This window comes from Botrimarina mediterranea (genome assembly GCF_007753265.1).
GTDB classification, from domain to species: domain Bacteria; phylum Planctomycetota; class Planctomycetia; order Pirellulales; family Lacipirellulaceae; genus Botrimarina; species Botrimarina mediterranea.
The window spans coordinates 407,927-426,356 of sequence record NZ_CP036349.1 but is presented as its reverse complement, the minus strand read 5'-3'; the positions used below and the strand labels follow the sequence as shown (position 1 = coordinate 426,356).

13 protein-coding genes are annotated in these 18,430 nt (G+C 65.7%); 8 read left to right on the top strand and 5 right to left on the bottom strand.

The window, feature by feature from the left end; all coding sequences use genetic code 11:
* Positions 1–102 precede the first annotated feature (102 nt).
* On the bottom strand, positions 103–1,080 hold the full coding sequence (locus Spa11_RS01650) for a cupin-like domain-containing protein (RefSeq protein ID WP_145105950.1): 978 nt from the start codon (positions 1,078–1,080) through the stop codon (positions 103–105).
* Between the two features lie 224 nt (positions 1,081–1,304).
* Complete coding sequence (locus tag Spa11_RS01645) at positions 1,305–2,573, bottom strand: hypothetical protein (protein ID WP_145105945.1); 1,269 nt, start codon at positions 2,571–2,573, stop codon at positions 1,305–1,307.
* Between the two features lie 305 nt (positions 2,574–2,878).
* On the opposite strand from Spa11_RS01645, the gene Spa11_RS01640 reads away from it, so the two are divergent.
* Complete coding sequence (locus Spa11_RS01640) at positions 2,879–3,847, top strand: histone deacetylase family protein (protein WP_145105942.1); 969 nt, start codon at positions 2,879–2,881, stop codon at positions 3,845–3,847.
* A 115-nt stretch (positions 3,848–3,962) separates the two neighbouring features.
* Here the strand turns inward: Spa11_RS01640 and Spa11_RS01635 are convergent, their stop codons facing one another.
* On the bottom strand, positions 3,963–5,063 hold the full coding sequence (locus Spa11_RS01635) for a hypothetical protein (RefSeq protein WP_145105939.1): 1,101 nt from the start codon (positions 5,061–5,063) through the stop codon (positions 3,963–3,965).
* A 195-nt stretch (positions 5,064–5,258) separates the two neighbouring features.
* The gene (locus Spa11_RS01630; protein WP_197529664.1) at positions 5,259–6,569 is read right to left on the bottom strand and encodes an MFS transporter; all 1,311 of its coding nucleotides are present in this window, start codon (positions 6,567–6,569) and stop codon (positions 5,259–5,261) included.
* A gap of 580 nt (positions 6,570–7,149) precedes the next feature.
* On the opposite strand from Spa11_RS01630, the gene Spa11_RS01625 reads away from it, so the two are divergent.
* Entirely contained in the window at positions 7,150–8,010 is an 861-nt protein-coding gene (locus Spa11_RS01625) for a TIGR03009 domain-containing protein (RefSeq protein ID WP_145105933.1), read from the top strand.
* Positions 8,011–8,183: 173 nt separating this feature from the next.
* Here the strand turns inward: Spa11_RS01625 and Spa11_RS01620 are convergent, their stop codons facing one another.
* Positions 8,184–9,398 (bottom strand): glycosyltransferase, encoded by a 1,215-nt coding sequence (locus tag Spa11_RS01620; protein WP_145105930.1) that lies wholly within the window; start codon positions 9,396–9,398, stop codon positions 8,184–8,186.
* Positions 9,399–10,022: 624 nt separating this feature from the next.
* On the opposite strand from Spa11_RS01620, the gene Spa11_RS01615 reads away from it, so the two are divergent.
* The 6 genes from Spa11_RS01615 (at position 10,023) to Spa11_RS01590 (ending at position 18,354) form a co-directional block, all read left to right on the top strand.
* Positions 10,023–11,135: a type IV pilus twitching motility protein PilT gene (locus Spa11_RS01615; RefSeq protein WP_145105927.1), complete on the top strand. Its 1,113-nt coding sequence runs from the start codon at positions 10,023–10,025 to the stop codon at positions 11,133–11,135.
* 78 nt (positions 11,136–11,213) lie between these two features.
* Positions 11,214–12,938 carry a GspE/PulE family protein gene (locus Spa11_RS01610; protein ID WP_145105924.1) on the top strand — a complete coding sequence of 575 codons (1,725 nt, stop codon included), beginning with the start codon at positions 11,214–11,216 and terminating at the stop codon, positions 12,936–12,938.
* Between the two features lie 103 nt (positions 12,939–13,041).
* Entirely contained in the window at positions 13,042–14,370 is a 1,329-nt protein-coding gene (locus Spa11_RS01605) for a type II secretion system F family protein (protein ID WP_145105921.1), read from the top strand.
* A gap of 66 nt (positions 14,371–14,436) precedes the next feature.
* A complete protein-coding gene (locus Spa11_RS01600) occupies positions 14,437–15,606 on the top strand; it encodes a type II secretion system protein (protein ID WP_145105918.1) in 1,170 nt (389 codons plus the stop codon).
* A complete protein-coding gene (locus Spa11_RS01595) occupies positions 15,603–16,823 on the top strand; it encodes a type II secretion system protein (protein ID WP_315851339.1) in 1,221 nt (406 codons plus the stop codon). Before Spa11_RS01600 ends, Spa11_RS01595 begins: the two co-directional genes overlap by 4 nt.
* Positions 16,824–16,941: 118 nt before the next feature.
* A complete protein-coding gene (locus Spa11_RS01590; RefSeq protein ID WP_197529663.1) occupies positions 16,942–18,354 on the top strand; it encodes a prepilin-type N-terminal cleavage/methylation domain-containing protein in 1,413 nt (470 codons plus the stop codon).
* The last annotated feature ends 76 nt before the right edge of the window (positions 18,355–18,430 follow it).

Genomic DNA, 18,430 nt, shown 5'->3' with positions numbered 1-18,430 from the left:
ATTCGCGGTACGCAAGGGCATAGGTACTCAAAGCGGTGATGCGATTGACGCCGCAAACCCTCCCCCTAGCCCCCTCCCGAAAAGGGAGGGGGAACGCTCGCGTCAAACCTCCATCAACTCATGCGCCGCCGGCGCCGCGTCGCCGGCCGTGTCAAGCAAGCGGAAGCCGTCGGGCTCGCTGGGGTCGAGCGCGAACGTGATCGGGTACGTCCACTGCTCCTTCTCTTTGCCGAACAGCTTGCCGGCGTAGCGATCGAGCCGCGCGACGAACTGCTTGAAGTGCGCCGCGACGCCATCGACTTCGATGCTGCTGCAAGCTTTGCCGAAGCGCTTGCGGAAGACGTAGTTCCCCGTGTGGACATTTAGGCGGCGACGCGCGCGGGCGTTTTTGTGCTCGGTCGATAGCGAGACGTTGAGCCCTTCGAGGTTCTCGACCCGGTGCGGCGCCAGTTGCGGCCACGTGATCAGCTGCCCCGGCTCGGCGTCGAAAACCAAGGCGTACTTGTCCCAGTCGCTATCGTAAGGGACTTCCTCCGACCACTCGCCGTAGCAGACCTTTTCCAGCACGTAGCCCGAGGCGAACCGCTTGTCGAAGTGCGGGTAGACCCACGCACGCTTGCGGCCGCGGATGTGCCACAGCATGTTGACCGGCATATCGACGTGGTACGGCACCCACGCGTCGGGCGAGCTGATCAGCAGGTTGGCGGTGCGGTCTTCGGCGCTGAAGTGCGCGGCGTTCGCTTCGAGCTCGTCGTACAGCGAGTTGACGACCTCGGCGTAGGCGGGCTGGCACGACATCATCCGCCGACAGTTGATCCAGAGGTGCCCCTCACGGACCATCTGCACCAGCTCGGCGCCGGGGACGCCGTTGCGGTCTCCTTCGCGCCAGTCGAACTTGTCCTTGGTCTTGCCCATCGTGTTGATGGACAGGTGCTCGGCGGGGTGCGAGTCGAGGATCTCCGCCAGGGCGTCGTCGGTGAACAGCCCCGTCTCAGCGAGCCGGTGCCGGGCGACGATGACGCCGCGCTCGAGCGTCTCGAAGTCTTGCGGTTGCCAGTCTACGAGCAGCGAATCGGCCATGGCGGTCGGCGTTGTTTCGGGAGGAAGAGAGCGCGGGACCCGGGACGGTCCGAGGGCGCGGCTATGGGTTCTCAACCCTAGCTCTCCAGACTCTCAGAGCTCGTTCCCGGCGGACATTACGCACGGCGCGTCGCCGGCATATCCGTTACGAAGAGAAAGACCCCGCTGCCATGCGGCGCGGGGTCGGGCGTTTCCGGGATGGGAGGCGTGGGGCGAGCCGCGGCTCACTCGGCGTTCGCCAGCGGCTGAACCGTCGCTTCTTGGGCGGTGGAGGCCATCTGCTTGATGGCCTCGGTCACGTCGAGGTCGATCGTGCCCTTGTCGGCTGTCTTGTTCACAACGTTTTTGATGGCCTCGTTGATCGCGGTGAGGGCCGGCTTCTGGTCCTCGGGGCTGATGTCCGCGGCCGCTGCGACGCCCTTTTGCAGATCATTGAACAGGGCGAGGATCCCTTCGCGGTACAGCTGAGGGCCATTCTCAGGCGTGACCGTCACACGGCGCGACATCTTACCCCGCGCGCCGACGAAGCCGACGCCCGCCTGCAGCTGCATGTCGTCGAACTTCTCGGCGATCTCGGCCTCTTCCTCGCCGATGTCGGAGGCCAACTCGATTGCGGCCTTAGCGATGGCCGCGCCGTAGTCTTGGCCCGCTTCGGCTTCCATCTCCGCCAGCTCACGGAGGATGGTCGCCCGCGCTTCGAGCGAGAGCGTGTCGTCCCCGACCCGCTTCGCTAGGCCTTTGACGAAGACGCCCTGGGGCCCGGGGGTCTTCATGCTGGCGATCGCCGACGCTGTGCGTGTGAAAATCCACTCGCGCACCTCGGGAGTGAACTCGCCTTCGAGCTTCTCCACCGTCAGCACGTCGTAGAGCGTCCGCATCAGCTTCGCTTGCTGGGGACGGGGGAGCTGCTGGTAGTAGTTGGCGTGCCTCTCCAAACCGAGCAACGCGCCGACGAGCAGGTAGTTGGGCGTCCGGGGGCTGCTGATCGAGGCGGAGGTCAGGGAACACAAGAGGTCCGTTCCCTTGGCGGCGGGCGTGGGGTCTTCGCCGCCGGCGGGGTACTTGTCGTTGAGCCGGCCGAGCATCAGCAGCGCGTTGTAGCGCACGCTGGGATGGTACTTGCGGTTGGCGACGACACGCGTCGAGAAATCGAGCGCCTGCTCGTGCATGTACCTCTGGGTCGCGGCGGGGACGCCGGTGAGGAACGACTTGAAGAGGTCGCCCTGCATCTTTTCGAGGTCGGCGAGCCCCTCGGGCGTGGTCTGCGTCATCGCCGGAAAGAAGTACTTCTCGATGTACTCCTTGAACTCGGCGCCGTCGCCCTGGCCGGTCTTCGCGTAACGGCGCGCGATGACGCCCTTGTTCGACAAACGGCTCTCGATCGCGTCGGACTCGTACCGCTGGGCGAGGGTCGGCGCAGCCGTGGCGGCGATCGCCAAGGCGATCAAGCCGGCTAGGGGACGCAGGGGACGAGCGGCGGAAAAGTAACGCATGCCTATCGGTTCCGGTTCGTGGGCCGGCGGGCGTTGAGCGATGTCGCTCGTAAACGCCGCCGACAAAAGGGCTTAGACCCGCGCCACGAGAGCGCGGAGGTCCATCGCCACACTAGCAACCACGACGCGAAAGTGTCAACTTTCGGGGGAGAAACGGCCGTTACCGACCCCCACAACCCGCACTGTCATCTCCGTCGACGCCTTAGTCGGGGCGGCAGCCCACGGAGACGCCTCTCAGCAACGCCGTGGGATTCCGCCCTCGGCCGTGACTGAACTTCGACATTGAACGACCAAGCGGCTCTCCTATGACGCTCCTGTACACCGATCCCCGCTTCCGCGACCACGAGACGGGCGGCCACCCCGAGTGCCCGGCTCGGATCGAGCAGGTCGTCGGGCGGCTGGAACGGGGCGGGCTACTGGCCCGCTGCGAGCGGCCCGACTGGCGGCCCGTAAGCGACCAGCGGCTGCTGCTCTGCCACGACGCCGACTACCTCGCCGCGGTCCGGGCCCTGGCGGCCCGCGGGGGCGGGCGGGCGGAGGTCGATACGGTCGTCAGCCCCGCATCGGTCGATGTGGCGGCCCTTGGCGTTGGGGCGGCTTGCGACGCCGTCGAACGCGTCGTTCGCGGCGAAGCCAAGCGGGCGTTCTGCGCTGTCCGGCCGCCGGGTCACCACGCCATCCGCGAAGGGGCGATGGGCTTCTGCCTGTTCGGCAACGCCGCGATCGCCGCCCGCGTCGCCATGGATGAACTGGGGCTCGACCGTGTGCTGGTCGTCGACTGGGACGTCCATCACGGCAACGGCACGCAGGCCGAGTTCTACAGCGACCCGCGCGTCGGCTTCCTCTCGATGCACCGCTGGCCGTTCTACCCCGGCACCGGCGCCGCGGACGAGACCGGCACGGGTGACGGCCTCGGCACAACGGTCAATCTGCCAGTCACGATGGGCACGTCGCGCGACCGCTGCACGAGCCTGTTCGCCCGAGAGCTAGGCGACCTCGCCGACAAGCTGCGGCCGCAACTGGTGATCCTCAGCGCCGGCTTCGACGCGCACCGCACGGACCCGGTGGGTTCGCTCGGCTGGGAAGTCGAGGACTTCGTCAGCCTGACGCAGTCGGTGATCGACGTCGCCGCCGCGCACTGCGACGGACGATTAGTGAGCCTCTTAGAAGGGGGCTACAACCCGCCGGTGCTCGCCGATTGCGTCGCGGCGCATGTCGGCGAGCTTCTGGATCGGGATCAAGCAGAAACGAGTGACGCTCAGTTACTTCAATGAGGGACCACTAACTCTGTGGGAGGCGTCTCCAGACGCCGATTACGCGCACCATGCCGTTTGGGAATGGATACCGTCATCGGGGTTTGGAGCCCCCTCCCACAGTTGAATCGACGCGTTACCAAGTCAGACCGGTGCTGAGCGCCAGACCGATCAGCCGCGTGTCGCCGAGGCCCGCCGAGGCGAAAGAGTTGGTCGTCAGGTCGTTGATGGTGCCGCCGAATCCGGCGCCGCCGGTCGGGCGGCCACTAAGCTCCCAGTACTGGTACTCGCCGGCGACGCGGAAGAAGGCTTTCGCCCGGCAGCAACGCAGCTGGTGCTCGATGTCGAGGCCGATCTGGGTCTCGATGATCTCCATCCGCGCGTCGGCGTTGTTGCGTGTCACCGTGGCGGCGCCGACAAGCGGAGAACTCGGTGAGCTCGCCACCGCCCCCGCCGAGCGACCGAACGAGTCGGTCTGGCCGTAGGCGTTGGTGCCGCGAAGGGTGGCGAAGAAGTAGATCGGCGAGCGGCCGAGCTGGCGACGGCCGGTGAGGCTCATCGTCACGCCGGTCCCTTCGAACTGGCTGCCGTTGGCGAGCAGCAGGTTGGCGAAGTTGCCCGACGTGATCACGCCGAACGCATGGAACTGCGACTCGTTGAGCATCGACAAGTGCCGTGCGCCGATCGTGCCGTCGAACGTCCACTTGCCCGGCCGGAAGGTGCGGACGCCTTCGACGTCGATCGTGTAGCCCTCGACCCGGTCGCGTTGTTCATACGTGCCGAAGGTTGGGAGGGGCGTTGGCACCAAGTCGGTGTTGAGGTCGGGACGCGACAGTTCGCTATCCTCCAGACGCCAGTAACGACCAACGACGCCCCAACGCTCGCCAAATTGACGGCCCAGCCAGAAACGCGGGGCGAGCGAGACGGTGTCGATCCCTTCGCCGTCACGGAAAGCGATCTCCGTGCCGGCCGTGTCGCTATCGTCGAACGACGCGGTGATCCGCCCGCCGGTGCGCGAACGCACGTCGAGGAACGTCGCCTCGACGCCAGCGAACCACAGCGGGTCGCGGTTGCGGAGGCGCTCGCCAAGATTGAGCGAGCAATCGCCGAGGAGGGCGCACTCTTCAACGACGGGCGCTTCTTCGATCTCCCCCAGCAGCAGGTCGATCTCTTCCGCAGCGTTACAAGCGCCGGCGACCGCGAATGCGAAGCCGAGCGCCAATCCTTTGGCGAACATGTTTCCTCGACGGGTCGTCCGGTGACCTGGTCGTCGGGCGGCGGTTCTGCGGAGAACGCGATGACCACCCGCGGCTCGGCGCCTCGATGCGCCGGGCAACAGCTGGGTTCGGCAACCCGTACGCCAGAAAACGAGTCGCCTAGGTCGACCCTGCCGCCGGCGAAACAATCGCCACAGTTGCTGACCGCCAAGCAGTCAGGACGACGCCGGCGACTCTTCCGCCTGTGCCGGTTGCTCCACGAGCTTGGCGATTAACGGCGCCGCCAGCAGACGGCAGGCGAAGCCCGCCAGGAACAGCCCGCCGAAGACGCGCATCGCGTTGGAGTCGGCCCGCTTCAGCGTGTCGTAGAGCAGCCCGCCGGCGAGCGTCGTCAGGCCGTTGATGATGTCGCTGGTCGCATAGTAGACCGCTAGGTACGGCGCGTTGTTCTTTGGGTCGGCGAGGCCGAGCTTCAGCGTGTCGAGCCCCACGTTGATCGCGGCGTAAGCGATCCAAGTCGCGAAAGCCACGCCGATCAACCAGGGCCGGTCGGGCGTCGCCAGGAAGAACCAGAGCGGGCCGGTGGCGACGACCAACTGCGCCGGCAGCATGACGCGCTTCGCGCCGAAGCGGGCGACCATCCGGCCGCACCACGGGGCGATCGCCGACTGCCCCGACCACATGCCGACGCGATAGGCCTGCAACTGCTCGTACGGGATGCCGATCGCCCGGGGGTAGATCGCCTGCGCGGTGGAGGTGACGCCATTGGCGAAACCGAACCAACAGCTGTAGATCAATAATCGGCGGTAGGGCCGTTCGCGCAACGCTTCGCGCAAGGTCCGCCACGGCGCGGCGGGCCGGGCGCTGGGCCGCGACGCCAGCGCCGTCACAAAGGCGAGCGGCACGAGGGCCAGCACCATCAACGCCGTGCCGACCGACGCCGACGCCGCCAGCGGCGCCCACCGTGAAGAAGCGGGGAGCGCCACATGCCACAAGGCGGCGAGCGACACGCTAACGCCGATGCCGATGACGCGACCCAGCGTCAGCCAGCGCTCGCGTCCACCCAACAATCGACTCCGCAACCGCCGTGGGTAGAGATCGCCGATCCAACTCCAGAGCGCGACCCCGCCGACGTACTCCAACAAGTGATAAACGCACCAAGCGGCGACGAGCGCGGCAATGCGTAGGCCTTGCTTGCCCGGCCCATCGACGTCGTCGTACCCCCATGCCACGGTCGGCACGAGGGCCAGCACCACGCCGCTGGCCGCGAAGCAGCCGAGGCAGAACGCCTTGCGACCCCACCCGATTCGCGCCCCCGCGGCCACCAGCGCCGGCGCCGCGACCCTTAGCGCCCCGGCGAACCGTGGCGCGGCAAGCAGCCAAGCGATCGCGACGCCGCTGGCGCCAAGGTCGAGGGCCAGGTAGGTCACCAGCGTGGTCGAGACGAGCCCGTTTCCCAGCGACCAGACCAAGCCGTTCGCATACGTCAGCAGAACGTCGCAGCGGCGGGAGCGAGGGATGGGCACGAGGCCAGCGTAAACCGCCGCCGCGATGCTTTCGTTAGGTCTTTTCCACTAGCCGGCAAGACGACATTCGCGATCACGAATAGCGCCGGGCCGATCCTTCGCAGTTGGAACGATCCTGGCGAAATCGCTCCCACCGATTCGCCAAATGCCCCCGTCTGGACCCAACCACCCCGTTGGATCTGAGCCGTGGGCGCGAGCCCTCGGTGGGAAGCGGGTCTCAATCTTCCCACCGAAGGCTACCGCCCACGGCTCAGCCAAACACCTCCGCAGGGGGGTGTTCAGGTAGAGTCCGCCACCCCGCGGGTTGGGCGAAGCCGTGCACATGCGTCCAGGAGGCCAAAAAGGGCCCTTAGAGGCACTCATGCGCGTCTCCTCAGGGTTTACCTAGGCCCCCGCGCCCGAAGGCTTAAATTGCCTCCTAGGGCCCCCGAGAAGCATCTCGACGAAACCACTCTTTCGGGGGGATGCATCCGTCTTCCCCCCGACGTCCGGCGATCGGCATAGAGCGGCTTCGGCTGCCCTGCTAAGCTCCGCGGCCCCGCAACCACCAACCCACTGCGTCCCCGCCAAGGAACGCCCGATGCTCGTCCGCTCGATCACCGCTCTGTTGTCGCTCGCCCTCGTCGCCGGAGCCGCGCTCGCGCAGGCGCCGGCCGGCTTCACGCTCACGGCGATCGAGCAGGCCTACCTCGACGACGTGCTCACCAAGTGGGAGCAAGAGTCGGGCAAGATCAACACCTTCAACTGCGACTTCACGCAGTTCGTCTACGACCCGGTCTTCGGCCCGGGCAAGGACGAGGCCGGCCAGCCGATCGCCAAGAGCGAGGGCTACGGCGCCGTCAGTTACCAGAAGCCCGACAAGGGGAGCTTCCACGTCAAGGAGCTGCTCACTTGGGACGCCGCGCAGAGCAAGCGGGTCGCTAACTCGAACCTGATTGGCGAGCACTGGGTCTGCGACGGCGAGAAAGTCTACGAGTACCGCGCCAAAGAGAAGCAACTCGTCGAGACGCCCATCCCGCCCCAGATGCAGGGCCAGAACATCGCCGACGGCCCTCTGCCGTTCTTGTTCGGCGCGAAGGCCGACATGCTCAAAGAGCGCTACTGGCTGCGGGTCGACCCGCGCGCGCCGGAGGGGTCGATCTGGCTCGCCGCGATGCCCAAGCGTCAACAAGACGCCGCCAACTATCGCCTCGTCGAGTTGATGCTCGACTCCCAGCGGATGCTCCCCAGCGCGATGCGCGTCACCGCGCCGGACAGCAGCCAGACGACCTACACGTTCAAGCTGTCCGACGCCTCGATCAACAGCCGCGTCACCGCGATCTGGAACAGCCTGTTCCAAGCCCCACGGACGCCGATCGGCTGGACCCGCGTCGTCGAGCAACCACAAATGGCCGCCGCCCCGGGCCAGGGTCAAGGACCAGCGCCTGCCGAACGCCGCTGAAGCGGTGTGAGGCCTGAGGCTTGAGAGGGTGAGGGTTGCGCCGCGAGACCGATCTGAACCGCAGAACCGGTGGCTAAGGCCCCGCGGCTGATAGTGGCGTGGCAGCGACGATGGTCGGTCGGTCGGACGCGTCAGCGTCTGAGCAGTTTCCCCTCGTCCCTTGCCCCCCGTCCCTAACCCCTGCTGCGCAGCAGCCCGTCATACACCCCCGCGACGCTCCGCGCCATTGCTTCGGTGCTGAAGTGGTCGGCGTGGCGTTCGCGGGCGGCCAGCGCCATGCGGGGGTAGTCGGTATCGCCGTTGAAGAGTTCTTCGAGCGCGTCGGCGAGTTGGTTGACGCTGCCGGGCTCGACGATGAAGCCGGTCTCACGGTGGAGGATCGCCTCGGTGGTCCCTTCACAGCGCGTCGCGACCACCGGCAAGCCGGCCGCCATCGCCTCCAATACGACCATCGGCAGGCCCTCGCCGAACAGGCTTGGCAACGCCAACGCGTCGACTCCGGCCAGCGCCGCGTTCACGTCGTCGGTGAAGCCGCTCCAATGGACGTGCTCCTCGAGGCCGAGCTTTTTGACGCGGGCCCGGACCTGCTGTTCGTACTCGGGGGTCTCGAACGGACCGATCGCCTCGAGACGGACATCGAGCTCGCGCGCCCGCAGCGCGGCAAGGGCGTCGAGCAGGACCTCGACCCCCTTCCGCGGACGGAACAGCGCGATCATCGCCACGTTGAACGGCGCGATCGGCTGGCGGCGGCGGCGGGCGACCTCCTCGGGGAGCCGGGGCACCCCATTGAGGACGCAGTGCAGCTTGTCGGGCGAGACGCCCATCCGCCGCATGTGCTCGGTCAGTGTCGGCGAGACGGTCAGCAGCCGGTCGGCCCGGTTCGCGCAGCCGCGCTCGACCCAGTGGTTGGCCCAGTTCGCCAGTCGGCGGGTCGAATCGCGGCTCGCTGGGCTGTGGACGTGGTAGACCAACGGGACGCCCGCCAGCCGTGACGCTAGGTACGAGACCAGCAGCGACCGGGGCGTGTGGGCGTGGACCAGCGAGTATTCCTCCTGGCGGATCACGTTTGCTAGCCGGCGGGCGACCCCGAGGTCCCAGCGGCCCCGCATCGGGACTTCGTACAGTGGTGAGTCGATTGAATTACGGTGGTCGCCGAACTTGCCCGGCTTGAGGCTCGCGAATCCGACCGCATAGCCGAACTGCGGCAGCGTCAGCCCCAAGAGGTCCTGGACGCGTTCGGCGCCGGAGTAATGCTCGCCGTTGACGACATGCAACACTTTGACCGTGGCGGCGGGCCGCTCCGGGGGCGGCGCGGGCGCACGGGACGGCCCCGGCGGGAGGACGCCAATAGCCGGCGGCGTGAGGATCGGCGCAGGGGAGAGCGACATGGCTCTTGGGGGGAGTCGCGAGGAGGGAAACGGAGGAGGGAGACCGAAGGGCCCCTTCGGGACGCGCCGGTCTGTTGAAACCCTAGCTCACGGCGGGGCCGGGGGGGCGCGATTGGCGTCGCGCCGCAATTAGCCCCCCGTCAATGACGGGGGGCTAAATAAGGGTGGCGGCTCTTCCTTGGGGCCCGTTTGGTCCACCTTTGCGGGCTGGGAGGGCCGCCGGGGCGACGGGCCCGGCCTGCGCGCTAACCCCAGGGCTGCAAAAAACTTGTGCGATCGGCGTGACGAGCAGATAATGTGGCTGCCGACGGCTGGCCCCCGCCGGCACAGGAACAGAGCCTTCTCGACCCGCCGCCCCAGCGCCCGATCCGGCGTATGGAGGCGATCCGGGAGGCCCGCCGGCGGCCCAACGGCCGCCTTTTCCCGGTGCGGGCAAGCCCCGGGCTGAAGCGAACGACGCGCTCGCGCGCCGAATGGGGTGTGGCTGCGCCTTCCGGGCGTTTCCCTCCAACGGCGCGGGGCAGAGCCGCCGTTTGTTGTTAAACTATGGAGACGGGGGGCGTGCGCGCCCGCTCGGCGACGAAACACCTTTCAAGCGAAACCTAGCGGCGAAGATAAAGCGGTATGGGCACGATTCTCATCGACAAGCTGCTCTCGGCGGTGGTGAAGCAGGGCGCGAGCGACCTGCACATCACGGTGGGCCAGCCGCCCGTGCTGCGCCTCAGCGGCCGGATGCAGAAACTCAAGACCAAGGTGCTCGATGAGGCCGACACCATGGGCCTGATGAAGAGCATCACGCCCGACCGCTGCCAGCAAGAGTTCCAAGAGACCGGCAGCACCGACTTCGGCTTCGCGTTCGGCGATCAGGCGCGGTTCCGCGTGTCGGTGTTCCGCCAACGCGGCAAGGTGGCGATGGTCCTCCGGCAGATCCCGGTCGACCTCTACACGATGGACCAGCTGAAGCTGCCGGAGATCTTCAAGAAGATCATCCAGCGGCCCCGCGGTTTGGTGCTGGTGACGGGGCCGACGGGTTCGGGAAAATCGACGTCGCTCGCGGCGATGATCGACTACCTGAACGACAACGTCGATCACCACATCATCACGATCGAAGACCCGATCGAGTTCCAACACAACCACAAGAAGTCGACGATCAACCAGCGTGAGGTCGGCACCGACGTCACGAGCTTCTCCGAGGCGATCCGGCGCGCGTTGCGTCAGGACCCGGACGTGATCCTCGTCGGCGAAATGCGTGACCTCGAGACGATCGAGGCCGCCATCACCGCCGCCGAAACCGGCCACATCGTGTTCGGCACACTGCACACCAGTAGCGCCGCGGGCACGATCAATCGCATCATCGACGTCTTCCCGACCAACCAGCAGGACCAGATTCGCACGCAGCTCGCTTCGGCGATCATCGGCATCCTCTCTCAGCAACTGCTGAAGAAGGTTGGCGGCGGCCGCGTCGCGGCGTTCGAGACACTGATCGTCACGCCGGGCATCGCCAACCTGATCCGCGAGAACAAGATCTTCCGCATCACCTCGGCGATCCAGACCGGCGCCAAGATGGGCATGCAGTTGCTCGACGACCACATCTACAAGCATTACACCGAGGGAAGCATCACCAAGGAGGCCGCCCTCGAGAAGTGCAACGAGGCCGAACAGCTCGCTGTGCGGATGGCCGCCTGGGACCGCAACGAGGGCGATCCCTTCGCCGACCGCGAACAAGAAGAACACTGATCCGCTGCGTAGGCTGCACTTACCCGATCTTCCACCGCTAGACCCGCACTCCTCCCCCAACCCCCACGCGAATCCGTTATGGCGATGCGACGGCTCGGCCAAGTCATGGTCGATATGGGCTTTATCGACGACGAGCAGCTCGACCTGCTCGTTGACGAGCAGAAACAGCAGCCCGGGCTGCTGATCGGCCGCGTCGCGATGGACATGGGCCTGATCGATGAGGAGAAGCTCACGCAGGCCGTCGCCGAGCAACTGGTGCTGGAGGTGGTCTCGCCGCACGAGGTGAAGATCGCCAAGCCCGTGCTGTCGATGGTCTCCACGCCGATGGCGCAGATGTACCGGGTCATCCCGATCCACTTCGACGAAGGGACGGGCACGCTCACCATCGCGATGGCCGACCCGCAGAACCTGGGCGTCCAGGACGAGTTGCGGACGTTCCTCGGGCACAACATCAAGATTCAGGTCGCGAGCGATTCGAGCATCAGCGCCGCCCTCGAGCGGTACTACGGCGAGAACACCGATAGCGTCGAGTCGATCGTCGAGTCGCTCGAGGACGACACCGAGTTGGCCGCGGCCGCCGCGGCGCTCGAGAAGGAAGGTCCGATCGACCTGACGAGCGTCGAGGCCCTCGCCGACAGCGCCCCGGTTCGCAAGCTGCTCAACATGGTCCTCTTGATGGCGATCAAGGACCACGCCAGCGACCTCCACTTCGAGCCCTTCGAGGACGAGTTCCGCATCCGCATCAAGGCGGACGGCGTCTTGTATGAGATGGTCCCGCCGCCGCGTCACCTGGCGTTCGCCATTACGACGCGCATCAAGGTGATGGCGAACCTCGACATCGCCGAACGCCGCCTGCCGCAAGACGGCCGCATCGAACTCACCGTCGGCGGTCACCCGGTCGACCTGCGGGTGAGCGTGTTGCCGACGATGTTCGGCGAGTCGGTCGTGATGCGGGTGCTCGATCGTTCGGTGGTGAACCTGAGCTTGGAAAACGTCGGCCTCGATAAAGAGACGATGGAGAAGTTCCGCCGGGCCATCATCAAGCCCAACGGGATTGTCCTCGTCACCGGGCCGACGGGCTCGGGCAAGACGACGACGCTCTACTCGGCGTTGTCGGAGCTGAACACGATCGAGGACAAGCTGATCACCTCCGAGGACCCGGTCGAGTACGACATCGACGGCATCGTCCAGGTGCCGATCGACTCGGCGATCGGCAATACGTTCGCGGCGATCCTCCGCGCGGTCCTCCGCCAGGACCCCGACAAGGTGCTGGTGGGCGAGATCCGCGACCTGGAGACCGCCGAGATCGCGGTGCAGGCGTCGCTGACGGGCCACCTCGTGTTCTCCACGCTGCACACCAACGACGCGCCGAGCACGATCACCCGCCTCAAGGACATGGGCGTGCCGACGTTCCTCATCACCGCGACGGTCGAGGCGATCCTCGCCCAGCGACTGGTGCGGCGCATCTGCAAGAACTGCAAGGAAGAGTACCACCCCTCGGCCGAGCTGCTGGCGGACCTCGACCTCACCCCCGCCGACGTGAAAGGGAAGAAGTTCTACCGCGGCGGCGGCTGCGAAATCTGCAACAACACCGGCTACAAGGGCCGCGTCGGCCTGTTCGAGCTGTTGATCATGTCGAATCACCTCCGCGACCTGATCATGCAGAATTGCCAGACCGAAGAACTCCGTAACGCGGCCGAGAAGGAGGGCATGGTCACCCTCCGCTCGGCCGGCATGAAGGCGATGTACGAGGGCACCACCACCGTGGACGAAGTCGTCCGCGAGACGGTGCTGGAAGCTTAAGAAGCAATTAGCGGTTGGCTGTTGGTCGTTAGCTGACGACAGACGAACCGCACAGTAACTGGCTAACCGCTAACTGCTAACCGCTGTTTCCGAAGGAAACACCATGCCGACGTTTCAATTCGAAGCGATGGACGCCACCGGCGCCGAGATCAAGGACGTGATCGAAGCGCCCACGGAGGAAGAAGCGCAGGCGACGATCCGCCAGATGGGCTATTTCGTCACCAAGATCAACGTCAAGAAGGTCCGTAAGAAGGCCGAGACGGCAAGCGCGAAGAAGAAGAACCGCGGCTTCGTGTTCGGCGGCGTGAAGTCGCGTGAGCTGACCACGTTCACCCGCCAACTCTCGATCCTCCAGGACGCGGGCCTGCCGATCGTGCGGAGCTTGCGCATCCTCGCCGAGCAGGCCAAGCCCGGACGCCTCAAGTACTCGCTCGAAGACACCTGCGAAGAGATCGAGGGCGGTTCGACGCTCTCCGAGGCGATGTCCAAGAGCCCCAAGTGCTTCGACCGGCTCTACGTCAACATGATCAAGGCGGGCGAGGCGGGCGGCGCCCTGGAGCTCATTCTCCAGCGTCTGGCCGACTTCAAAGAACGATCCGAGTCTCTCAAGCGTAAGATCAAAGGGGCGATGATCTACCCGGTGGTGGTCGTCACCGTCGCGGTCGGCATCTTGACGTTCATCATGATCGCCATTGTCCCGGCGTTCGAACAGATTTTCGACGACTTCGGCCTCGAACTCCCCACCGCGACGCTGTTCCTCGTCGCGGTCTCGAACTGGACGGTCAACTACTGGTACCTGATCCCAGGCATCCCGGTCTGTATCTGGCTGTTCATCAAACTCCTACGAAAATTCAGACACGGCCGCATCGGCTGGGACCAGTTCACGCTCAAGGTGCCGATCTTCGGCCCGCTAGTGGAGCAGAACATCCTCGCGCGGACGACGCGGACGCTGGGCACCCTGATCGCCTCGGGCGTGCCGATCCTCGAGGCGCTCAACATCACCCGCGATACGGCGGGCAACGCGATCTTCGAGCGGATGTATCAGAAGATCAGCGACGCCATCCGTGAGGGCGAAGCGATCGCCGCCCCGATGAAGCTGAACTCGGTGCCGGGATTCCACCCCATCGCGGCGCTGTTCTGGTTCTGCTTCGTCGGTGGCCCGATCGGCCTGCTCTTGTACCTCCTCAAGTACAAGCAGCGGATCGTGGACGACCTCGTGGTGAACATGGTCGACGTGGGCGAAGAGACCGGCGAGCTCGACACGATGCTCTACAAGATCGCCGACGTGTACGACGAGCTCGTCGCCGTGCGGACCGACTCGCTAACGAAGCTACTCGAACCGCTCTTGGTGATCTTCCTCGGCGGCGCCGTCGGCTTCATCGTCATCGCGCTGTTCATCCCGCTGGTGAAGCTGATCGAGGGCCTCTCCTGAATGGGGAATGTGGAAAGGGGAAGGCGGAATAACTTGAGACTTTTCAATAACGGAAGGAACGAAACCATGCGGATCGAAGAACGAGAGCGGCCTGATCGCGGACATTCCGCATTCCGCATTCCGCATTCCGCATTGGCGTCACGGACCAGCGCGCCTCGCCGTCCCGGCTTCACCCTCGTGGAGCTCCTGGTCGTCATCACGATCATCGGCATCCTCACGGCGCTGTTGCTCGTGGGCGTGCAGCAGGCGCGGATTGCGGCGCAGCGGGCGGCGATCACTACCGAGATCAACCAGATCGACGCCGCCATCAAGGACCTCAAAAACTCGTCCGGCAGCTTCCCGCCGAACGCCCAGACCGATGCGGGCGGCCCGATCAATGAAAACACCGTCCTCACCGACTTCAAGCAGTTCATGCTGAAAGCCTTCCCGCAGCACCGCGAGCACGAGGCGCTGATCAAGGCCTTAGTAGGCGTGGCAACGACCAGCGAGCAGAACATCGCCACGAACCTCCCCGGCGGCATGACCGCGGCCGAGGCGGCCGTGTTCTGGGTCGGTGGATTCAGCAGCGACCCGAAGTATCCGATCACCGGAAGCGGCGGCCCGTCGTACCTCATCTCGACGCTCCCCAACGGCGTGACCGACGCGAGCGAAGCCGACCCGATCGACCAGCGGTCGTGGCAGCTGGGCATCAAGGTCGAGAACCTCGGTCCGCGCGGCAATGACGGCTACTTCTCCAAGAATTACACCCGGTTCATCGACTACGCCGACCCGCGCGACCCGAGTGGCAATACGAGGCGCCGCATCAACATGTGGGTGCTGACGCCGGGCAACTCGCCCGCGCCGTACGTCTACTTCGACGCCTCGCGCGGCTCGGGCGTCACCGCCGCGAACGACGTCCCGGCGGCCACCGAGCCGGTCAGCCACAACGGCTCCGAAGGGCTTCAAGAACTGCTCGACCAAACGAAGCTCGTCTACGCGATCAAGCAACGCAAATCGGTGGGCGCGGGTTACGATTTCGCCAACAAGGGCCAGTTCCAAGTCCTCCACGCCGGCTTCGACCGCGAGTGGTTGTTCATCGACCCCAATAGCGGCGCATCGCTGGCGTTCCCGCATGTTGTCAACGACGGAACGATGGCCCCGACCGAGACGCTCTACCCCGAAGGCCCGTGGACGGCGGAGCTCGCCGACACGCAGGCCAACTTCACCAACGGCATCTTGGAGGGGGCACAGGAATGATCGAAATCGGAAAGGGGAATGCGGAAAGGGGAATGCGAAGCTATCGCCTAGCACAGTCCCCCTCTGCGCGCTCCTTCCACTTTCGCCTTTCCCCTTTCCACTTTCGCCGTCGGGCGCTCACCCTCGTCGAGCTGATGGTCGCGATCGCGATCATCGGCATCCTGGCGTCGCTCCTCTTGGGCGCCGCGGCGGTCGCCAGCGAAGTGGCGCGCAACGCCCGGACCAAGTCGTTGATCGCCCGGCTGCACACGCTGGTGATCGAGCGCTACGACGGGTACCGCAATCATCGGGTGGAGATTCAGCCGTTTACCGACACTGCCGTTTACCGCACAAGTCTCGCGGCAGTTACAGGGTTCGTCTACCCAACTGGCCCGAACGGCTTGAATCCGCCACAACCCGGCGGTCCCGGCGATCCTCGGATGCGCGCCTACGCACGTCTCGCAGGACTGCGCGAGCTCATGAAGTTGGAGATGCCCGATCGCTGGAGCGACATACTCAACGGTGCCGTGCAGAATCCGCCGCAGATCATACCTCCTAGCTCGGGCCGTCCCGGCGTCGTGCTCCAGCGAGTCCCCGCTCTCTACGAGACCTACGCCAGGGCTTACAACCAATTGGTTGGGCGTACCAACACGGTGACGGGACTACCCAACACCGACGACGACATTCTCGCAAACGAATCGGCCGAGTGCCTGTACCTGATCATTATGAACGCCACGGGCGACGGCGAAGCGCGGGGTATGTTCAAGCCCAACGACATCGGCGACACCGATGGCGACGGCGCGTTTGAGTTCCTCGACGGCTGGGGCAAGCCGATCGCGTTCCTCCGCTGGGCCCCCGGCTTCGACTCCGACGCGCAGCTGAGCTTCCGGTCTCTCGAGCGCACCGCGAGCAACCCCCGCCTGGGCCCGAACGTCGTCGCCGAACAGCTCCTCGAAGACCACGACCCGTTTGACCTCTTCCGCTTGGACCCGCCCGCCGGTTCCGGCTTGCTACGCGGCTGGCGGCTGACGCCGCTGATCATTTCGGGCGGCGGCGATGAGGAGATCGGCGTGCGAACCCTCAGCGGAGCTAACTACATCGCGACGCTCAACCCTTATGCCGACGTCTTGTTAGGTGAGGCGACGGATACCCCCGACGACGCTGCTCGGGACATCGAAGCCGAACTCGCCGGCGACGACATCACCAACCACAACGTGGGCGAGCTCAGTCGCAAGTAACTGGGGTCGCAAGTAAACGGGGTCGCAAGTCATCCAGGCCACAAGTATTCAAAACAAGATGAATCCACCTTGGCGAGCCGCCGGGCCAATGGCGACTCCCAACCAACAGGACGAAGCGATGCGCTTCGAAAGAGCGGTTAGCAATCAGCGGTCAGCGGTCAGCTTTCGAAAGCTGCAATCCGCAATCCGCAATCGCCAATCCGCAATGACGCTCGTCGAGCTGCTGGTCGTGATCGTCTTGGTGACGACGCTCGTCACCACGGTGATCCCGATCCTCTCGCCCGGCGGGGACAACAAACGGATCCGCGAGGCGTCGCGGAATCTCAACGCCTACTTGCAGGGCGCCCAGGCGCGGGCGATCGAGACCGGCCGGCCGTTCGGCGTCGCCTTCCAACGCCTGTCGGCCGACACCGAGCGTGGCGCCGACAACGCCGTCTGCGTGCGGGCCGAGTACGTCGAGGTCCCGCCGCACTACTCGGGGATGGATAGCTCGTCGCTGGCGAGGGTCTGTATCGACAGCAATAGCCAGCAGTTGGCGCTGCAGTTCGTGCGTCTAGGAACGGCGAATGCTCCCGGGACTGACATGCTCCCCGCCGGTTACGACGTGGACCTCGTCCCCGATCGCTTCTTGCGCCCGGGCGACACGGTCGTCGTCGGCAAGCACACGTTCGTGCTCGGAGCGGCGACTGGCAATTTCGCCGGTCGCGCCTACACGCCGATCGACTCGACCAGCAGCGGCCAGGGCTACTTCAATACGACCGGCAACTACACCTCAGCCAACTATCCCGTCTTTAGCGTGACGATCGCCGGCCCCGACTCGGCGAATCTGAGCTTCCTCTACGACTCCGAGGGCGTCGCCGTCGGTCAGCAGCAGTTGCAGGCCAGCGGCGCAAGCTCCACCTTCTTCGCGACGGCGCCGACACCGTACCAAATCCAGCGCCAGCCCGTCCCCGCGGGGGGCGAGCCGCTGGAGATGCCCGGTAGCGTGGCTGTCGACTTGCAGGCGAGCGTGTTCACCTCCGGGCTCAGGGTCTTTCGCCCCAGCTACGCCTCGATCGATTCCGCCACCAACGACTTCGTCGCGATGCGGAACCCGGTGATGGTGTTGTTCTCACCGCAAGGCAACATCGATCGCGTCTATGGGTTGTTTGACAACGCCGGTCAGCCGATGACGCCGCAGAACGTGACCAGCACACTGGCCCTGTGCGTCGGCCGCCGCGAACTGATCCCCCCCAAACAGACCGAGGGGGCCGCCGCCCTAACGGCGCCGATGAATCACAACGAGCCGATCAACCTCGAGCGCGACATCGTCGCCCGCAACCTCAGCGAAACCGAGGCCAAGGTTGTTATGGACCAGTACAATTGGTTGAACCTCGACAGCCGCTGGGTGCTCGTCGGCGGGCAGAGCGGGGCGGTCTCAACGATCGCCACGAGCGGCGTCTACCCGGGCCCGCTAACGGCGACGGTGGATCAGCAACTCGCTGCCGCCATTGAGAACGCCTCGTCGCGGACGACGGCGGGGGGAAGGTGACCTGGAAGGGGAATGCCGAAAGGGGAGAGGGGAAGGGGGCGCCGGCCAGCCGCCTTGAACGATGCCGTGGAAACCG